Source organism: Vibrio sp. ES.051 (assembly GCF_002563795.1).
Taxonomy (GTDB): domain Bacteria; phylum Pseudomonadota; class Gammaproteobacteria; order Enterobacterales; family Vibrionaceae; genus Vibrio.
The window spans coordinates 535,756-552,318 of record NZ_PDJL01000005.1; the positions used below are offsets into that span (position 1 = coordinate 535,756).

The 16,563-nt window shown below is 41.3% G+C and carries 14 protein-coding genes and 2 pseudogenes; 10 read left to right on the plus strand and 6 right to left on the minus strand.

All coding sequences use genetic code 11. The features are described from left to right. Positions 1-40 precede the first annotated feature (40 nt). Positions 41-1,090, minus strand: a complete 1,050-nt coding sequence (locus ATG66_RS16705) for a TRAP transporter substrate-binding protein (RefSeq protein WP_098416351.1) — start codon at positions 1,088-1,090, stop codon at positions 41-43. Between the two features lie 565 nt (positions 1,091-1,655). Here ATG66_RS16705 and ATG66_RS16710 point away from each other — a divergent pair. Next, positions 1,656-2,270 carry a LysR family substrate-binding domain-containing protein gene (locus ATG66_RS16710; RefSeq protein WP_179885707.1) on the plus strand — a complete coding sequence of 205 codons (615 nt, stop codon included), beginning with the start codon at positions 1,656-1,658 and terminating at the stop codon, positions 2,268-2,270. Between the two features lie 366 nt (positions 2,271-2,636). Then, positions 2,637-3,851, plus strand: a pseudogene (locus tag ATG66_RS16715) (IS3 family transposase). Between the two features lie 179 nt (positions 3,852-4,030). On the opposite strand, the pseudogene ATG66_RS16720 reads toward ATG66_RS16715, so the two are convergent. The 3 genes and pseudogenes from ATG66_RS16720 to ATG66_RS16730 form a co-directional block, all read right to left on the minus strand. Next, positions 4,031-5,048: pseudogene (locus ATG66_RS16720) on the minus strand (IS110 family transposase). A 372-nt stretch (positions 5,049-5,420) separates the two neighbouring features. Beyond that, the gene (locus tag ATG66_RS16725) at positions 5,421-5,636 is read right to left on the minus strand and encodes a hypothetical protein (protein WP_098416354.1); all 216 of its coding nucleotides are present in this window, start codon (positions 5,634-5,636) and stop codon (positions 5,421-5,423) included. 144 nt (positions 5,637-5,780) lie between these two features. Further along, on the minus strand, positions 5,781-5,957 hold the full coding sequence (locus ATG66_RS16730; RefSeq protein ID WP_098416355.1) for an AlpA family transcriptional regulator: 177 nt from the start codon (positions 5,955-5,957) through the stop codon (positions 5,781-5,783). A gap of 133 nt (positions 5,958-6,090) precedes the next feature. On the opposite strand from ATG66_RS16730, the gene radC reads away from it, so the two are divergent. The 4 genes from radC to ATG66_RS16750 all read left to right on the plus strand — a co-directional run bounded on the left by radC (position 6,091) and on the right by ATG66_RS16750 (position 9,087). After that, on the plus strand, positions 6,091-6,564 hold the full coding sequence (gene radC, locus ATG66_RS16735) for a RadC family protein (protein WP_098416356.1): 474 nt from the start codon (positions 6,091-6,093) through the stop codon (positions 6,562-6,564). Next, entirely contained in the window at positions 6,561-6,992 is a 432-nt protein-coding gene (locus ATG66_RS16740; protein ID WP_179885708.1) for a DUF2787 domain-containing protein, read from the plus strand. The genes radC and ATG66_RS16740 overlap by 4 nt, the downstream gene beginning before the upstream one ends. 113 nt (positions 6,993-7,105) lie before the next feature. After that, positions 7,106-7,897, plus strand: a complete 792-nt coding sequence (locus ATG66_RS16745; protein ID WP_098416443.1) for a helix-turn-helix transcriptional regulator — start codon at positions 7,106-7,108, stop codon at positions 7,895-7,897. A gap of 29 nt (positions 7,898-7,926) precedes the next feature. Further along, a complete protein-coding gene (locus ATG66_RS16750; RefSeq protein WP_098416358.1) occupies positions 7,927-9,087 on the plus strand; it encodes a hypothetical protein in 1,161 nt (386 codons plus the stop codon). 60 nt (positions 9,088-9,147) lie between these two features. On the opposite strand, the gene ATG66_RS16755 is transcribed toward ATG66_RS16750, so the two are convergent. Together ATG66_RS16755 and ATG66_RS16760 are read right to left on the minus strand one after the other, a co-directional pair. Further along, the gene (locus tag ATG66_RS16755; RefSeq protein ID WP_095661319.1) at positions 9,148-10,350 is read right to left on the minus strand and encodes an IS256 family transposase; all 1,203 of its coding nucleotides are present in this window, start codon (positions 10,348-10,350) and stop codon (positions 9,148-9,150) included. A gap of 145 nt (positions 10,351-10,495) precedes the next feature. Further along, on the minus strand, positions 10,496-11,164 hold the full coding sequence (locus ATG66_RS16760) for an inovirus Gp2 family protein (protein ID WP_179885709.1): 669 nt from the start codon (positions 11,162-11,164) through the stop codon (positions 10,496-10,498). A gap of 390 nt (positions 11,165-11,554) precedes the next feature. On the opposite strand from ATG66_RS16760, the gene ATG66_RS16765 reads away from it, so the two are divergent. From ATG66_RS16765 to ATG66_RS16780, 4 genes are all read left to right on the plus strand, one after another. Further along, complete coding sequence (locus ATG66_RS16765; RefSeq protein WP_098416360.1) at positions 11,555-12,535, plus strand: hypothetical protein; 981 nt, start codon at positions 11,555-11,557, stop codon at positions 12,533-12,535. Between the two features lie 636 nt (positions 12,536-13,171). Continuing rightward, the gene (locus ATG66_RS16770; RefSeq protein ID WP_098416361.1) at positions 13,172-14,071 is read left to right on the plus strand and encodes a LysR family transcriptional regulator; all 900 of its coding nucleotides are present in this window, start codon (positions 13,172-13,174) and stop codon (positions 14,069-14,071) included. Between the two features lie 108 nt (positions 14,072-14,179). Continuing rightward, the gene (locus tag ATG66_RS16775; protein WP_098416362.1) at positions 14,180-15,712 is read left to right on the plus strand and encodes a bifunctional GNAT family N-acetyltransferase/carbon-nitrogen hydrolase family protein; all 1,533 of its coding nucleotides are present in this window, start codon (positions 14,180-14,182) and stop codon (positions 15,710-15,712) included. Between the two features lie 205 nt (positions 15,713-15,917). Continuing rightward, complete coding sequence (locus tag ATG66_RS16780; RefSeq protein WP_179885716.1) at positions 15,918-16,511, plus strand: DedA family protein; 594 nt, start codon at positions 15,918-15,920, stop codon at positions 16,509-16,511. The last annotated feature ends 52 nt before the right edge of the window (positions 16,512-16,563 follow it).

The following is a 16,563-nucleotide window of genomic DNA, read 5'->3' on the forward strand; positions in this document are numbered from 1 at the left end:
GCGCCCTGATTTACTGCATATCAAAAAATGCGCTAGCAAATTAGTTAAGCTGAATATCGTAGTCAGCTTGAATGCTCGCTTCACACGTTTTGATTTCATTCTCAAAACGCTCAAGCCATTTCTGACCTTCAGCTCCAGCTGACTTCAAGAACGAATCTTTAACTGGTGCAGCTGCTGCCTTAAACGCTTCTTTTTCAGCTGCACTTGGGTTGTAGATTACGCCGTCTGCTTTCTTGAACTCTTCATAAGCAGAATATTCTTTATGCTTTGGATATGAACGTAGGTATTGGTTTTGCGCTGCGATACCATCAATAACGACTTTCTTTAGATCATCTGGGAATGATTTAAATTTACGGTCATTGAATACCCAAGCGCCCCCCATGTAACCATGACCATCGAGGAGCATGTAACCAAGGCTTTCGTGGAACTTGTTCATGATGATGTCTACAACACCGTTCTTAGTACCATCCACCATACCTGTAGAAAGCGCTGTATATACTTCAGGCCAAGCAATAGGCGTTGGTGCACCACCGAGCTCTGTCACTAGCTCTTGTTGCACTTTTGCAGGTACTGTACGCAATTTAAGACCTTTCACGTCTTTAGGGCTCTTAACCTGCTTGCTTGTCGTCGCAATGTTTCTCCAACCACCAGAGTTAGACACCGCCATCAAGCGAACATTTGGTGCTTTTTTCAGTAGTTCTCCACGAACATCGCCAATAAATTTCTCGTTGTCGTAAACACACTCTGCGACACGGTCATTTGGTAGCATATAAGGAAGGTCAAAGGCACCCACTGATTTCCAGAAGTTACCTAGTTCAGGAATGGTAGTTTGGAAGTAGTCAAACATGCCTGCTTGTACGCCCGCAATACACTCTTTCGCGTTCGAACAAAGCTGCCCTGATGGGTAGATATCTACCTCAATTTGGCCATTCGAGCGTGATTCAACAAAATTTTTGAACACTAGCAATGACTGGTGGTTGTAGCCATCAGTACTCGTAACATGAGGGACTGTTAACTTGTAATCAGCAGCATTGACCGCACCGGCAGCAAAAATAGACACGGTTGCTAGGCTCATTAGTGTTTTTTTCATAGTATTTCCTTCCACATTATTGGTTCCGACCTTCTTATAAAAGTATTGTTAGAGCAAAGATCGAGGGGTTAGTCAGAGAACTCATCGTGAGTTATCTTGTTTAAATCTGTTTGTTAGATTTTATGTCGAACCTTTAATCGGTTTAACTTGGGGGACTCCATTTCTGCTAATGCTAACTCTCGAGTTCACAATCTAAAAAGCAACAAACACATATTGAGAGAGTTACCGAAGCTAAATCATGCTGCGTAGGTCTACTTGCCTATAATTTAGCCACCTTGCGGTATCTCACCCTTTGAGTGTCCGTATTTGCAATTGAATATAAAAGAGACAAATGATTAATTATAATGAAACAAATTCAATTTTTGATTCCAAACTGGAATGGATACAGATTTACTTCGCACTTTTTGCCAACTTGTCGATGACAAGAATTTCCGCGTAGCCTCGGAACACCCATACATCACGCAGTCTGCGCTAACGAAAAGATAAAACGCCTCGAAGAACCGCTAAATGTTGAATTATTTGATCGCGGTCGACATGGCGCAGAATTAACCCTATGGGGAAAATTTTGCTAAATGAAGCAAAGCGCATATTGAAAGGATTTGAGTCGTTTTTAACTTTGGCGGCGTTTGTTGCGGAAGGGACCTCCGGGCACCTAAATATCGGCTTTGGAATCTCGTCATTTCACGAAGCACCCAACTACATTGCTCAGTTCAAGCAAGACCACCCAAACGTACATGTGAGTTTGAACGATTACCCATCGCATAAATTGGTGGAAGAGCTCACTGTCGGTAATCTACAACTAGGATTTGATCGACTACCTGTCACGCCGCCGCTAACCGCAATCCCGCTGTTTGCTGATCGACTAGTAATCGCCATTCACGAAAAGGAAAACATCGATGAAGATAATTTGTGGGCATCACTAAGCCACCACAGCTACCTCGCCTTAAGCCGTGATAAAAACCCGACAATGAATAAGCACATCAGCGCTTACTTGTGGGAAGCCCAGCAGCGCCCAGTTGTGATTGAAGAGGCAGATGAGATTATCACTGTGCTTGCACTAGTATCTGCCCGTTTGGGTTACACCATCATTCCGGCGAGTGTTGCTCGTATCAGCCAGCCAGAGATCCGTTTTATCCCACTCTCTGGTGAAGACGCAGAGTGGTCTGTAGGATTATTGTAGAATTCTGAGTTTACAGATCCCGTTCGCCGAGCATTTATCGAAAAAGTCATCAGCGAGCTCAGCTAACTCAAATGCTCCCTCCATTCACCACGTCAGAATGTCATGCACTAAGTTCTTCAAACATTATGATTAAGCTGGTGTTGACTAGTGCGTTTAGTAAAAGCCGACAAAATGGATATCCTTAACAAACTCCTACTTTCACTAAGAAAGTTAAAACCATCAATGTTGCCATCGCCAATGTAAAAGTTACCCACTAACGCCGATTAAAGTTACCCAGCTATCCATACGTAATCTTGTAGTGGTACGGTGAATTTGGTCACTTAGTTAGAGGTGATATCATCACCTCATAAGTTAACAGGTGACACTATGACAAAACGTACAAGACGACTATTTAGCGCAGAATTTAAGTTAGAAGCAGCGCAGTTAGTCCTAGACCAGAACTACTCAGTGACTGAAGCAGCCCAAGCCATGAATGTGGGCAAGTCCACGATGGATAAGTGGGTTCGCCAGCTCAGAGAAGAGCGCCAAGGAAAAACACCCAAAGCTGCACCTATGACCCCTGAGCAAATAGAAATTCGGGAATTGAAAAAGAAGTTGGCTCGCCTTGAAGAGCATAATGAAATACTAAAAAAAGCCACGGCTCTGTTGATGTCGGACTCACTGAACAATTCTTGATAATCAAGAAACTCAAGCAGAGCTACAGCGTAAAAACATTGTGCGAAGTCTTCAATGTTCACCGAAGTAGTTATAACTATTGGTTTAAACGCCCAACGGTAATTAATGCTGAAACAGTAAAACTTCGCAGCTTGGTTAGCGAGGCTCACGCCGCAAGCAATGGCTCAGCGGGAGCGAGAACCATTGCAGATATAGTCACAAATCAGGGCGTAAAGCTGAGCCGATACCAAGCAAAAAAGCTTATGAAAACTCTTGGTTTAGTGAGTTGCCAAGAACCAAAGCATCGTTACAGAAAGGCTTCGCAAGAACATATTGAAATTCCAAGTCACTTAGGTCGTCAGTTTGCTGTTACCGCCCCAAATGAAGTCTGGGTTGGCGATGTTACGTATATTTGGACAGGTAATCGGTGGATGTATTTAGCGGTTGTTATCGATCTTTTTGCTCGCAAAGTGATTGGTTGGTCGATGTCTTTATCACCGGATACTCGGTTAACAGGTAAAGCTCTTTCGATGGCTTATGAGTCACGTGGTAAGCCTAAAGGTGTCATGTTCCATAGCGATCAAGGTAGTCACTATACAAGTCGTAAATACCGCCAATTACTGTGGCGTTTTCAAATAAAACAGAGTTTATCTCGCAGAGGAAATTGCTGGGATAATGCGCCAATGGAGCGCTTCTTTAGAAGTCTGAAGACGGAATGGGTGCCAACTGTGGGTTATCGTAGCTTCGCTGAGGCTCAACAAGAGATCAACCGCTACATTATCGGATATTACTGCCAACTCAGGCCACATCAGTATAACGGTGGCCTAACGCCCAATGAATGAGAACGATTATATTTGGAAAACTCTAAAATCGTGGCCAATTTTAGTTGACCATATATGGACGCCTCAGCTTTTACAACACTTTTGAATGATTGGTTCACTACCATATATTCGGCGTCGTTACAGGCTCTTTCGCCTGCGCCTTGATGTAAATCCGAAACCTATTGCCTAATCACTACATCGGCATTTAATGCCTTGGTCAACTCAGGTTACAATAGGTACGGTTAACCGTTTATTCATCAGTGTATGTAAACTTTCTTGAGGTTATTATGCAAAGGCTTTGTTTACGTCAAAGTCATGGCTTCCTGTTAATATTTTCCATGCTATACGAGCTAGTTTATTCGCAAGTGCGACCACAGCTTTATGTTTACCTTGTCTGACAGCTAAAGCGTTGAACCATTGCCCAAGTTTATCTTGCCGTTTGTTGGCAAAACGCCCTACAGCTCTCGCGCCATGAATAAGTAACACACGCAGATCGGCGCTGCCATTTTTTGTGATGCTCCCTAAGCGGATTTTACTACCAGAACTAGATTGAGTTGGTACTAATCCGCACCATGCAGATAACTGCCTGCCATTTTTGAATTGTAGACCTGAACCTATCTCACTAATAAAACTCGCTGTTACTAATGGCCCAAATCCAGGAATTGAAAGCAGTGCTTCGTAGCGAGGTTGATTTTGACAAAGAGCTTTAATATCACTCTATTCGATAATTTAAAGCGCATAAATCATCATATAGAGATTTAAGAAGGCTACGGAGAGTATACGAAAGATCGTTGCTTCCATCTTCTAAAGCATCTATCAGGGACGCTTGCAGTTTTATTCTTCCGACACTAAAAATAACGCCAGATTCACCTGCTAAACTGCGAATTTGGTTTACTGTCGCCGTTCTGTTTTGGACTAAGCGGGCCCGAACACAGCGTAATGATTTAATATCTTGTTGATCTACCGTTTTTATAGGCACTTTATGGATATTAGGTCGAAAAGCTGCTTCACATATAGCAAGAGCATCATTCGCATCGTTCTTTTGGCTTGAGACAAATGGCTTAACATGTTGGGCTGGAATTAGCTGAACATCGAAGCCTAACTCTTTGAACTTCCTCCCCCAATAGTGAGAGGTCCCACATGCTTCCATTGCAATTAAAGTTCCTTGAGGAAATTGCCTTACTTTATCGAGTAGCTTATTGCGTCTAACTTTTTGATTACTCTTAATTGAATGATCTACAAGACAAACACAAACCTGAAATACATTTTTGGCTAAATCAATTCCAACAACTTTTATATCCATAATGGCAGCCCTTTAGGTTTACTATCAGCATCAAGTTTGGCAGATACCGCGAAACTTGAGTGCTGAGGCGTCCATCACATCACTACAGTCAAACCACCTGTAAGTGATTCATGAGATTGAGCATCACTGGCATGGAAAGGGGCAAAATTTAGTTAACCAAAGACTCATTCACACAGAGACACATTAATATGACACAGCTAGTCTTTTCTTTAATGTATACGTTCAATATTGGACAAAAAATAAAGTGGTATTGAATAGTGAAAATATGCCAATCTCATGCTGTTTCAGCAGTAAGCTTTTTACTTCATAAGCATAAAAACCGTTACCTAAAAGATAACGGTATATTTTTAATAATGATGAGATGACTATTTCCTATTTTTGGGCTTTAGATGAAACCAAAGGCGTTTCTGACTTCGCTGGGTTTACAGCTTTATCTATTAAGGCTGCTGAAGCACCTACAATTGCTGACACGACGAAGCCTCCCGTCGTTATCGTACCTATTGAACCAAAAACCGGTGCGGCTTTAATTACAGTCACCATACTTACCGTTCCTGCAACGACTTTGCCCGTAGTTTGATACCATGACATCGCTTGTTTCCTCTTATGATAAAAGAATAAAGAAGACTGCCATTTAGCAGCCCCGAAAACACTACATGAGCTTCGCTCAGCCAAATCTGCTGAACTCAGTCACATTACGATGAAATATATTTGTAATCTTTTTAATTCATACCGTTAACGGGCTTGGAGCATTGACTCCATCCAGTCGTCAACTTCACTCTCTAACCATGCAACCGCTCTATCACCTAAGCTGATCGTTTGAGGAAAGTCACCATCGTTCATTTTTCGATAGATAGCAGAGCGACTAAGTGCAGTTTTATCCATTACTTCTTTCAGTTTCAAAAATCTCATGGGTTTATCCTCATTATTTATCCATGAGATTCATTCGTGAGTTAAAAAATACGTGCTCTCACCTTCGAAATGAGCAACTTTCAGATATATGTCTTCTTCTTGAAATACATCAACCATTTCAATTGGAGGACTTATGTCAACCCCACATACTGATTACCAAAAAGGTTTGAAATACAGAGAAAACAAGATTTTGGATCGCGCAGCTGCAATCCTCGCTAACCGCTACGTTCGAGGTAATGCCCTTTGTAACCCGGATGCAACCAAAGAGTATGTTAGATTCAAACTAGCCAGCGCGGAGCACGAGGTTTTCGCTCTGCTACTGCTTGATAACCAACACCGTGTCATCGAGTTTAAATCACTCTTTAAAGGCACCATTGATTCCGCCAGCATTTATCCGCGCGAGGTCATCAAAAGCGTCTTGGAAGTAAATGCAGCAGCGGTCATTCTGGCGCATAACCACCCTTCCGGTGACCCTTCTCCATCTCAAGCGGATAGGCGTATCACACGCAAGCTCATCGACGCTTTAGCGTTAGTGGATGTCAGGGTGCTTGACCATATCGTTGTAGGAGACAGCAGTGTCTCGTTCGCAGAAAGGGGGTGGCTATGATCAGTACGATTTGTGGTGACGTTTCGTTAGTACCTCAACTTCATCAACAATTAGAAGTATTGTTCACGCGTTACAACTTATCCGATGAGGCAAAGCGGCTAGTCTTGAATTGTCGTCAACTGAACTATTATCGGAATGGTCAAGGAATACATCCTGTTGAAGTGCAGTTTAAACGCGCTTCAAGTTCAGAGCCTTGGCAGGTTGTCTTCTTTGCTAGCTTTTCTTATCCATTTGAAGGCGCGCACTCAGTAGAGCCTGAGCTTTATTTCCATTTAGCAAATGGTTGGTGTTACCAACCGGATACTGGCTCAGCTAATCTCAATCATCCAGAGGTTCTAGATCTTTTGCAGATATGGATGAAAACGTTCGCTCGTCACCTTTCAAAAGTCGTTTTTGATGAGATCCATTTATCTATCGTTGGAAAGTGACCTTCTTCCCCTTCATTACGACACATCATGACGCAAGTGCGATAGAACTCGTCGCAGCGATTTCGCCTAAGATATTGATACGACATGCTTTGTCGCGCCTTTTTGATATCGTCATACCCAATAGAACGAACCTCGTTGAGCTTACCATGACGCAACCTAACCAAACTCAGTACCACCTTGAGCTTATCTTGGCGATTTACAACCTTATTCCTTACAATAAGAAAATCACCGCTAAACAAATCCAAGCTCAACTTTCACCGCTTGGTTTAGATCGCTCCTTACGCACTGTCCAACGTAATCTGTCCGCTATTTGTGCCATGTTTCCTGATGTCATGGTGGATGATCGCGATAAACCTTTTGGTTACCAAAAAGCCGAGACGCTTGCATTGAGTACTACTGCCCATGAAGCAGTGCTGCTCTATTGGTTAATCGAGTCAACCAAGCATCAACTGCCTAACAGCCTTACTTCTTTACTGGATAACTTTCTCTCAGGTATTGCACCTGAAAACATAAAAGGAATTCAAAGTCATTGGTCATCCAAAGTGCATGTTACTGACACTGCGATAAGCGGTGAGCCGCTATACATTAACGTTGGTGTATTCCAAATTGTTTGTCTAGCGACACTTCAGCAACGTCTTATCTCACTAAAGATAAACGATGGTGACCACAATCTACGCCTAACTAACGTTCAACCAATCGGTCTTGTACTTCATCACGGAAACGCTTATCTCGTTTGGCGTAAACACGCGCATACCAAACTAAACACTCTCTCCCTAAGCAACATCCATGAATCGACGATGTCGAGCTTTCGCTTCGATCTCCAAACCGATGCAACGCTACTGTCTTTGGACATTCAGCAACTATTTAATCTGACTGACACTCACTGTGAATTCAACACCATATAACCCTCTTATACCCATTATGGAGAAATAGAATGAACCTATCTAAAACCTTACTTGCCACTGCACTTACTGTACCTGTCGCCTTAACAGGGTGTGGTGGCAGCTCATCAGATGGACATAACAATGATTCTGGTCAGCAGTATCAATTTAGTGGTGCTGTACAGAAAGGTCCTCTACAGCCGGGCTCTGTTGTTACTATCAAAGAGCTTAATGACGAGTTCGTTGCTACAGGTGTTACACACACTACCCAGATAGAAGACTACGTTGGTAACTACAGCGTAAACGAACGCTTCGGTAGTAAGTACGCAGAGCTTGAAGCTGAAGGTTACTACTTCAATGAAATCACTGGCTCAACAGACGACCAAATGACAATGAGCGCTTTCGTTGACATGTCTGAAACCTCTGCCGCTAACTTCAACACTGCTACGGCGGTAATGAAGCAGTCTGTTATGGCGCAGGTAGAAGCTGGCGTTGATTTCGTAGAAGCAGTAGACATGGCAACTCGTAACCTGCTAGACATCTACAACTACGATGCAGTATCTAGCGAAGGTGTGAACTTCTATGAAACTAACCTAACTAACGCAGAAGACACCAGTACTATCCTACTGGCGATCTCTGCAACTACGCTACAGATGGCAACGGACAAAGGTACTGCGCTAGAGCAAGAAATCGAGAACATCGGTAAAGTTCTAGTTAACCCTGACTCATCTGAATTCACTGAAATGAAAGACCTACTTAACGACTACCGCTTTAGCCTATACGCAGGTAACACCTACGAGAACACTAAAGAGTACTTCACTAAGAACGGTCTTGAATTCACTATCCCACACATCGATTACTTCATTGATGTTGATGGTGATGGCGTACTGCCTAGCAAAGACCTACCTGTGTTTAACTACACTTCAGGTATCTCTGTAGGTGTATCTGAAGACGCTATCGGGAGTGTATATCCAGCTGGCGCTAGCACTATTGATTACCAAGGTCGACCTATGACGTTCGAAGTAATTGGTGAATTCCAGCACGGTGAAATCGAAAATATTGAATATCGTGATACTGGAGTTGATATTACGTATCGCCTAAAGGATGTGAACTTTGAAGGTACAGTTGATGACTGCATTTCAGTTAATACAGTAACCCCATCACCAGCTAACTTTCCATGGAAAGCATGTGTAACTTTAGTTAAGAATAACTGATAGATAAAAAGAAAGGGGCTTAGGCGAGGGCGTTCAGAATTCTGTGTCAGCTAATTTTGGCTAAATATCTAAGACGTCATCCAAGCGACCTTCAAAATGAATCGCCAGTTGAGACAATGTCATATTCCAATTCTGTATTGGCATTGTCCATTTCTTAGAAGCATTCAATATCCCAGCATACAGTAGCTTAAGCAAGCTATTTTCATTTGGGAACCCACCCTTAGTTTTGGTCAGTTTACGGAATTGGCGATGTACGGCTTCAATAGCATTTGTCGTGTAAATAGCCTTTCGGACGTATTCTGGATATTTGAAGTAAACCGATAAATTTGCCCATTTGTTCCGCCAGGAACGAATCACTATTGGGTATTGCTGTCCCCATTTGGCTTCCAAACGATCCAACTCCATCTCGGCCGCTTCTTTGCTGACAGCCCGATAGACTGGCTTCAAGTCGGCCATAAACGCCTTCTGATGCTTAGAGGCAACATATTTCATAGAGTTACGGATTTGGTGAATGATGCATTGCTGAACTTCTGTATCAGGATAGATGGTTGCTATCGCTTCTGGGAAGCCTGTTAGCCCATCTACGCAGGCGATCAAGATATCTTCAACGCCGCGGTTATACAGATCTGTTAGCACGGAGAGCCAGTAATTAGCGCCTTCCGACTCTGACAGATAAAGACCGAGTAGCTCCTTTTTCCCCTCAACATCTAAGCCCAATATTGTGTATATCGCTTTGCTAACGTAGCGTCCGTCTTCTTTGATTTTATAGTGGATGGCATCAAGCCAGACAAAGGGATAAAGTGCATCGAGCGGACGTTGCTGCCACTCCTTCAGCTCAGGTATCAAACGGTCGGTAACACCTGTGATGGTGGCCTCAGAGACATCAATGCCATACATATCTTCTACGTGACCACGGATATCACGGTAGCTCATACCGAGCGAGAACATGGATAGGATCTTACGGTCGATCTCATCGGTCAATTTAGTCTGGTTCTTCTTAACTAACTGGGGTTCAAATGTTCCAGAGCGGTCGCGTGGGGTATCCAGTTCAAACGTGCCGACAGAAGACTTAATCGTTTTCTTGCTTGAGCCGTTCTTACGGTTAGGTTGCTCATCACCTTCAAGGTGCTGTTCGAGTTCTGCTTTCAAAGCAGCTTCTGTGATTTGTTTAATGAGCGGAGTTAAGAAGCCATCTTTACCTGTCAGGTCTTGGCCTGACTGAAGGGCTTTAATAGCTTGTTCTAGATCGAAGTCTTTGTTCATGTGTCATTCCTGTTTTGTATATCATACTGAAATGACACAGATTTCTAAACACTACCGCTTAGGCTCCTTTCTTTTTTACGCCCAAAACGTCATTATTCATTACTGTATGAACACTCGTCATAATATATGATAAAAATAACACAAATTACTTAACACTCGTGCTAAAGTTTCTACGCGCTCCTATTGCTTGAGTGCGCGCTTTAGCTAAATAGATAGAACGATTAAACAAACTTGTGAATTCATAATTTCCCGCAACCTCTTCTCCCTCAAAAGAGCGAACTTTATAAGTTGCATTTTCTGGTATATATACAACCTTATGAGCATCTTCAAGTTCAATGCCTAATACTCGTGACCAAGCACATAATAACATTTGGTATAAGTACTTACATTTTCGCTCATCTCTAATTACACGTTTAAAATCGCCTAAACTTTGGAAGTTATCTTTGTTGAGAAAAATCACTAGATGATAATGTGGGTTATCTGATTTATCGATTTCTTTACACCATATATATCGCACCCTTTCTTCACTAACAGAACTAAACCTCCTTTTTCTTCTTTTTAATTCCTCTGCTATTTGACTTTCTAAAGATCCAAAGAACTTCTTCATATAAGGAAATTCTTCCTCAAACTTATAGTCACTCGGAAATCTAAGGTCTACTCTGAATGCAAATGTTCTAGGGAAACAATTAGTAGCATGAGTTAATACTTCATAAATTTTTCTTACTCTGCTCTCTATCAATTCCTTTTCTCTAGTAATTAGATTTATTCCTTTGAATTCTTTTTGTTTAATTAGTTTGTTTTTACGATTTGTCATGTGAACTCTCCTCTTGTTCATAGAGGTGAGTTCTCTGTTACTTTTTAGTAGATACTCAATGAGTTATTATCTTAGAGATATAGTAGATATGAATACTGGTATAGATAAGTAGTGATATATTAAACATTACCGACACTGTTTCTTTCGGTGAAGGTAGTAAATGGAAAGGGCTTACACTGTTCATCAACTCGGAAGTTAAGGACATAGGAAATGGTAACATGTACCTCTACAACCCAAGTAAACCTATTGAAAATAACTTATGCATCTGTGATAAAGCATCACATATTCCGAGTAAAAACCTCGCAAATACTTGCGCAATCTTCCGCATATAACTACATTATAACCAGCATGTTTTGTAACATAATGTTCACATAAAGGTTGAAGGGGCTCATGGTAATTCAAGAAATAAAAATAAAGCAAAGTATCGATATTATTAATGCCACATATTTTATCTATATTAAAAGGAGAGCTAGCGCTAACAGAGGAAGAAATCGGTCCATCAACTTGTTAGTTGATAATTCAAACACATTTAAGAATAAATTTATTCGATACAATGAACTATTACCAGACGATGAAAAAACAAACACCAGCGAAATAAATTCATTTTTAATACAAAATAGTACAAAGAATAAAATAATTGATTTATTTGATATCAAGCTTAATAATCTACACCAATCATCAAGAACTATTAATTGGCTTTGGGGGTATATACAACTAAACTTTAACCATGAAATTAATTACCTAAAAGAAATATTGGATGATATTGCGTTCTTTAAGAGAAATAAAGATAACATTAATAAGTTATCAAACTTAATAATTAGCGAAGAAATAAATGATTACTTCAATAAAAAAAGTAATAATTTAAACAACAAGCTAGAACAAGTCATTAATTTCATAAACTATAAGTGTTTACTATTTGACGTTATAGATGATTATCTAAGAGAATTACATGATGAATGGATGCGCGTTTTTACAAATAATAGATTTAAACGATTCATAACCAAGTCAAAAAACGAAGATGAATCATTTAGAAAGAGTCAATTCTTTTATGAGGAATTAATTAAGGTCGACGAAATAGATAAACAACTTAAAATCTTTGAACACTGCACGGTCAATGACCCAACAGCGATATCTCAAACGATTTTAGATCTCCTAAGTTCTAATCTTGAGCAACAAGCTGTAATTTCAAAAATAAGCAAGAAGTGGAGCAGCAAAAAAAACCGAAATAATGGGAAGCTTTCTTTTTCTACGACTATGCTCCCTGAAACAAAGAACAAACTAGACCAAATTGTCAATCATAGCTATAGCAATATCAGTACTACGTTACAGAAAATCATCGACCAAGAGCATGAAAAGTTATTTAAAAAGTAAAATAATATAAAACTGGTAACCAATCAACTCGTAAATAACTAATAGAGAATAAAATATAGAACGTAGTTTAATTACTAATAAATAGAAAGGAAAGATAAAGCACCTCTTTTAAACATAAAGGACTAGGGTTGAGTAAATGTGACATATCTTGCGTTCTCGACTTCAAGATAACTCCTTTTTTGCAGCTTGGAATTGACATCATGAACTTTAGTAACCATCTTAGTAACCAAACAAAAAATCAAACCGAATTAAACACTATAAAATCAGACAATTAAATAACAAGATCAACTTACGCCAGCCCACCAAACGTTTGGAAAAGGCCACCTTCGGGTGGCCTTTTTTTTTGCATCTCTTTTTTTGCCTCTAAAACTACGAAAATTCAACTAATTAACTCTTCTCTCTGTTTCATACCGCCTCATCACACCTCATAGCTTCTCACGTTTTAGTACCCTATGATTTATCCTATACTCATATCTAAGATAATTTTGGGTACTTGAAACAGTAGAGTGACGGCAAGACTTTTTCGCTAATCAACTGACAAAGAACGATTGCTCACTGATGGACGAGGGTTACAAGTTTGCACCAACGATTAAATCCTATACTCTTTCAATAAGTAGCATTCAATGGAAATGAGTAATGTTAAAAGGCAGTGAGTACCCTTCTATTCGGGCATTGAGAACCTTTGTCGCGGTCGCAAACCACTTAAGTTTTTCTAAAGCAGCAGACACATTGTGTGTGACGCAAAGTGCCGTAAGCAAACAAATCGCTAGCCTAGAGCAACTGGTAGGGTTGCCTCTTATTCAGCGAGGCTTAAATGGTATTGAATTAACGGAAGAAGGGCAGCGTTACCTACCAGAAGTTACTGAAGCGTTAGGGCTAATACAGCATGCCACCGCTAATCTGATTCAATCAGGCACCGAGCAAGAGCTGCTGGTAGTAGATGTTACACCTTCATTTGCGAGTTTGTGGTTGGTGCCGCATATTAATGACTTCCACCAGCGGTACCCCAATGTTCGGGTAAAAATTCATACCGGAGATAGCGTACTCAGAAACCTTCACGGTGAAAGTGATCTACATGTCCGATGCCTTCCTTTGTCGACTCATTATGAATACAGCCAACTTCTGTGTAAGGAAATATTACTTTTGGTGGGCGACGCCTCTCTCCCTACATTAAAAACGAAGCAAGCGATCAACCATTATCCATTAATTCCTCAAACCACTCGCCCTCAATTATGGGAACAATTCAAACTCACCCACTCTTTGGATAACCCAATCACTTATCACGCTGTGGGATTTGAACATTTTTATTTAGCTTGTGAGGCGGTCAGAATGACAAAAGGCTTCGCGCTACTGCCAGACTTTATGGCGCGATATTCGATTCAGCGGGGAGATATTCAGCATATTCTCAACCTTTCATTAGAAAGTGGTTATGGCTATTACGTGATGATTCCAAACTATCGCTTATCCGCCAACAAAGTGGTGATGTTTCACGAATGGTTAAAAAGCAAGCTGAGTCATACCAGTGCTTCCGCTTAACTTATTTGTATGAGTCACAGCAGCTCAAAATTGCTATTAGTGTATGTATGTTCAAATTTATGGCATTCTCATTAATATTGTTTGAAAAGGATAAATGGATTGAAAGATATGGACACCAATTCGCCCAAGCTCTCTTTACGTACCATTGAGCCAACCGACTACCCTGAGCTCGCAGAACTAATGGACCTGGTTTTTCCAGATGTGGGTGGCTCATGGCCCCGTCTGACAATTATGGATCTTATTCATCAGTTTCCTGATGGTCAGATCTGTATCGAAGATAATGGCAAGATTATCGGTGCAGCATTAACAATAAAAGTAAATTACAATCGTTTTTCACTTCCTCACTTATACACCGACATCATTACTGAAAATAACGTTATCCAAAATCAAGTCACGGGTGACGCGATGTATGGCTTAGATGTGTTTGTTCATCCAGATTACCGAGGCCTTCGCTTAGGACGTCGCTTGTATGATGCACGTAAAGAATTGTGTCGAAGCAAAAATTTCAAAGCAATATTAACTGGCGGTCGTATTCCGAATTACCATAATCACTCAGATGAGTTGAGCGTCGCGGAATACATCAATAAAGTTAAGCGCCGAGAACTGCACGACCCAATCTTATCTTTCCAACTCGCCAACGATTTCGATGTTAAACGCATTATGCGTGGTTACTTACCAGAAGACAGCGCCTCTGAAGGCTACGCAACGTTATTGGAATGGGATAACTTTTTCTACGAAGAAGATATTCAGTCGGTACACGACGTAGAAAAAACGTTGATCCGCATCGGTGTTGTGCAATGGCAAATGCGTGCGATGAATGATTTGGAAGATTTATTGGATCAAGCCGAGTTTTTTATCTCCTCTCTTGCTAACTACAAAGCGGATTTTGCTCTGTTTCCAGAGTTCTTTAATGCCCCACTAATGGGATTAAAAAATGATAAAAACTCAGTAGAAGCGATTCGCTTTTTAGCGAGCTTTACCGAAGAGATAAAACATCGTTTCTCGCAAATGGCGGTGACTTACAACATCAATATTATTGCGGGCAGTATGCCAGTTATCGAAGACGGCAAACTCTATAACGTCGCTTACTTACTGCAGCGTGATGGTCAAATCAACGCACAGTATAAAATCCACATCACACCACATGAGCAAAGAGATTGGGTGATTGACGGCGGAGATCACGTTCAAGTATTTGAAACGGATGCAGGGAAAGTCGGTATTCTTATTTGCTACGACAGCGAGTTTCCAGAATTGGGCAGAATGTTGGCCGAACAAGGCGCACAAATTGTGTTTGTCCCCTTCTGGACAGACACCAAAAACGGCTATCAAAGAGTACGCATCTGCTCTCAATCGCGCGCTATCGAAAACGAATGTTACGTTGCAATTGGCGGCAGTGTTGGGAACCTACCTCGTGTGGATAACGTGGACATTCAATACGCACAATCGGCAGTATTCTCGCCTTCCGATATCTATTTCCCACACGACTCAACGCTAACAGAAGCCAGCGCCAACACTGAGATGATCATCTTTGCCGACGTTGACCTAACTAAGTTGAAGCAACTTAATACCGAAGGCTCAGTGACCAACTTACGTCATCGCCGCCTCGATTTGTATGGTGCATTCACCAAAGCAAAAGAATAATGGCAACACCTCGTTAGCTTTTCACCTGCGATGGCTGGCGAGGGTTCTTTATCTTCGACGTAAAGTTAGCCAGAATTATTAAACAATGTCAGTTTCCGTGCTTTTGAGAAACAACAATTGACCGGATAATACAATCGGAGTATCACTCCATCTTCGTTTCGCCTTCATTAGGGGAAAGCTTTTGGAACATATCAACGATCTACTCATGTCCATGAAGCCTTTGCTGGAGCAATATGGCTATCTTGCGCTTATCGTCAGTATCTTTCTTGAGGGGGTAGGCATTCCAATGCCAGGACAGTCTCTGATGATCGCAGCATCGCTCCTTTCTTCAGAACAGGTCATGAGCTTAAGTATGGTGATGATGGTATCTTGGTTGAGCTGCTTTTTGGGCAATACCTGTGGCTACCTAATCGGTTACTACTTTGAAGGTTGGCTGGATAAAAAGGGCTACATTTCTGGGCCAAAAATGCAGACGCTTCAACTCTCTATCCAAAAATACGGGCCAACATGTTTGGTGGTAAGTCGCTTTATTGAAGGCATGAAGCAATTTATACCCCTTGCCTGTGGCATTGCTAAGATGCCACGTAAAGAGTTCTTAATCGGCAATGCACTCGCAGCAACAGTCTGGGTGTTGGTATTCAGTTTGTTTACCAACTATGCCTTCGAACACCTTAGCTTACTTAGCAACCTGTATACCGAGCACAAATATCTTGTTTGGGCACTCGCTGCAATCCTGTTTATGTGGATGCTCTTCGGGGTCATCAAGCGCAAAAAAGCCAAATCGACGCAATCACGTTAGCCAACATAAAAGCTCGTGGTATCAATTGGATATGTGACACGAGCTTTTTTCT

Coding starts and splice junctions, on each gene's coding strand:
- radC (WP_098416356.1), top strand. CDS start 6,091: ATGTCAACCCCACATACTGATTACCAAAAAGGTTTGAAATACAGAGAA.
- ATG66_RS16725 (WP_098416354.1), bottom strand. CDS start 5,636: ATGTCATGGTATCAAACTACGGGCAAAGTCGTTGCAGGAACGGTAAGT.
- ATG66_RS16780 (WP_179885716.1), top strand. CDS start 15,918: ATGTCCATGAAGCCTTTGCTGGAGCAATATGGCTATCTTGCGCTTATC.
- ATG66_RS16740 (WP_179885708.1), top strand. CDS start 6,561: ATGATCAGTACGATTTGTGGTGACGTTTCGTTAGTACCTCAACTTCAT.
- ATG66_RS16705 (WP_098416351.1), bottom strand. CDS start 1,090: ATGAAAAAAACACTAATGAGCCTAGCAACCGTGTCTATTTTTGCTGCC.
- ATG66_RS16730 (WP_098416355.1), bottom strand. CDS start 5,957: ATGAGATTTTTGAAACTGAAAGAAGTAATGGATAAAACTGCACTTAGT.
- ATG66_RS16770 (WP_098416361.1), top strand. CDS start 13,172: ATGTTAAAAGGCAGTGAGTACCCTTCTATTCGGGCATTGAGAACCTTT.
- ATG66_RS16755 (WP_095661319.1), bottom strand. CDS start 10,350: ATGAACAAAGACTTCGATCTAGAACAAGCTATTAAAGCCCTTCAGTCA.
- ATG66_RS16765 (WP_098416360.1), top strand. CDS start 11,555: ATGGTAATTCAAGAAATAAAAATAAAGCAAAGTATCGATATTATTAAT.
- ATG66_RS16760 (WP_179885709.1), bottom strand. CDS start 11,164: ATGACAAATCGTAAAAACAAACTAATTAAACAAAAAGAATTCAAAGGA.
- ATG66_RS16750 (WP_098416358.1), top strand. CDS start 7,927: ATGAACCTATCTAAAACCTTACTTGCCACTGCACTTACTGTACCTGTC.
- ATG66_RS16775 (WP_098416362.1), top strand. CDS start 14,180: ATGGACACCAATTCGCCCAAGCTCTCTTTACGTACCATTGAGCCAACC.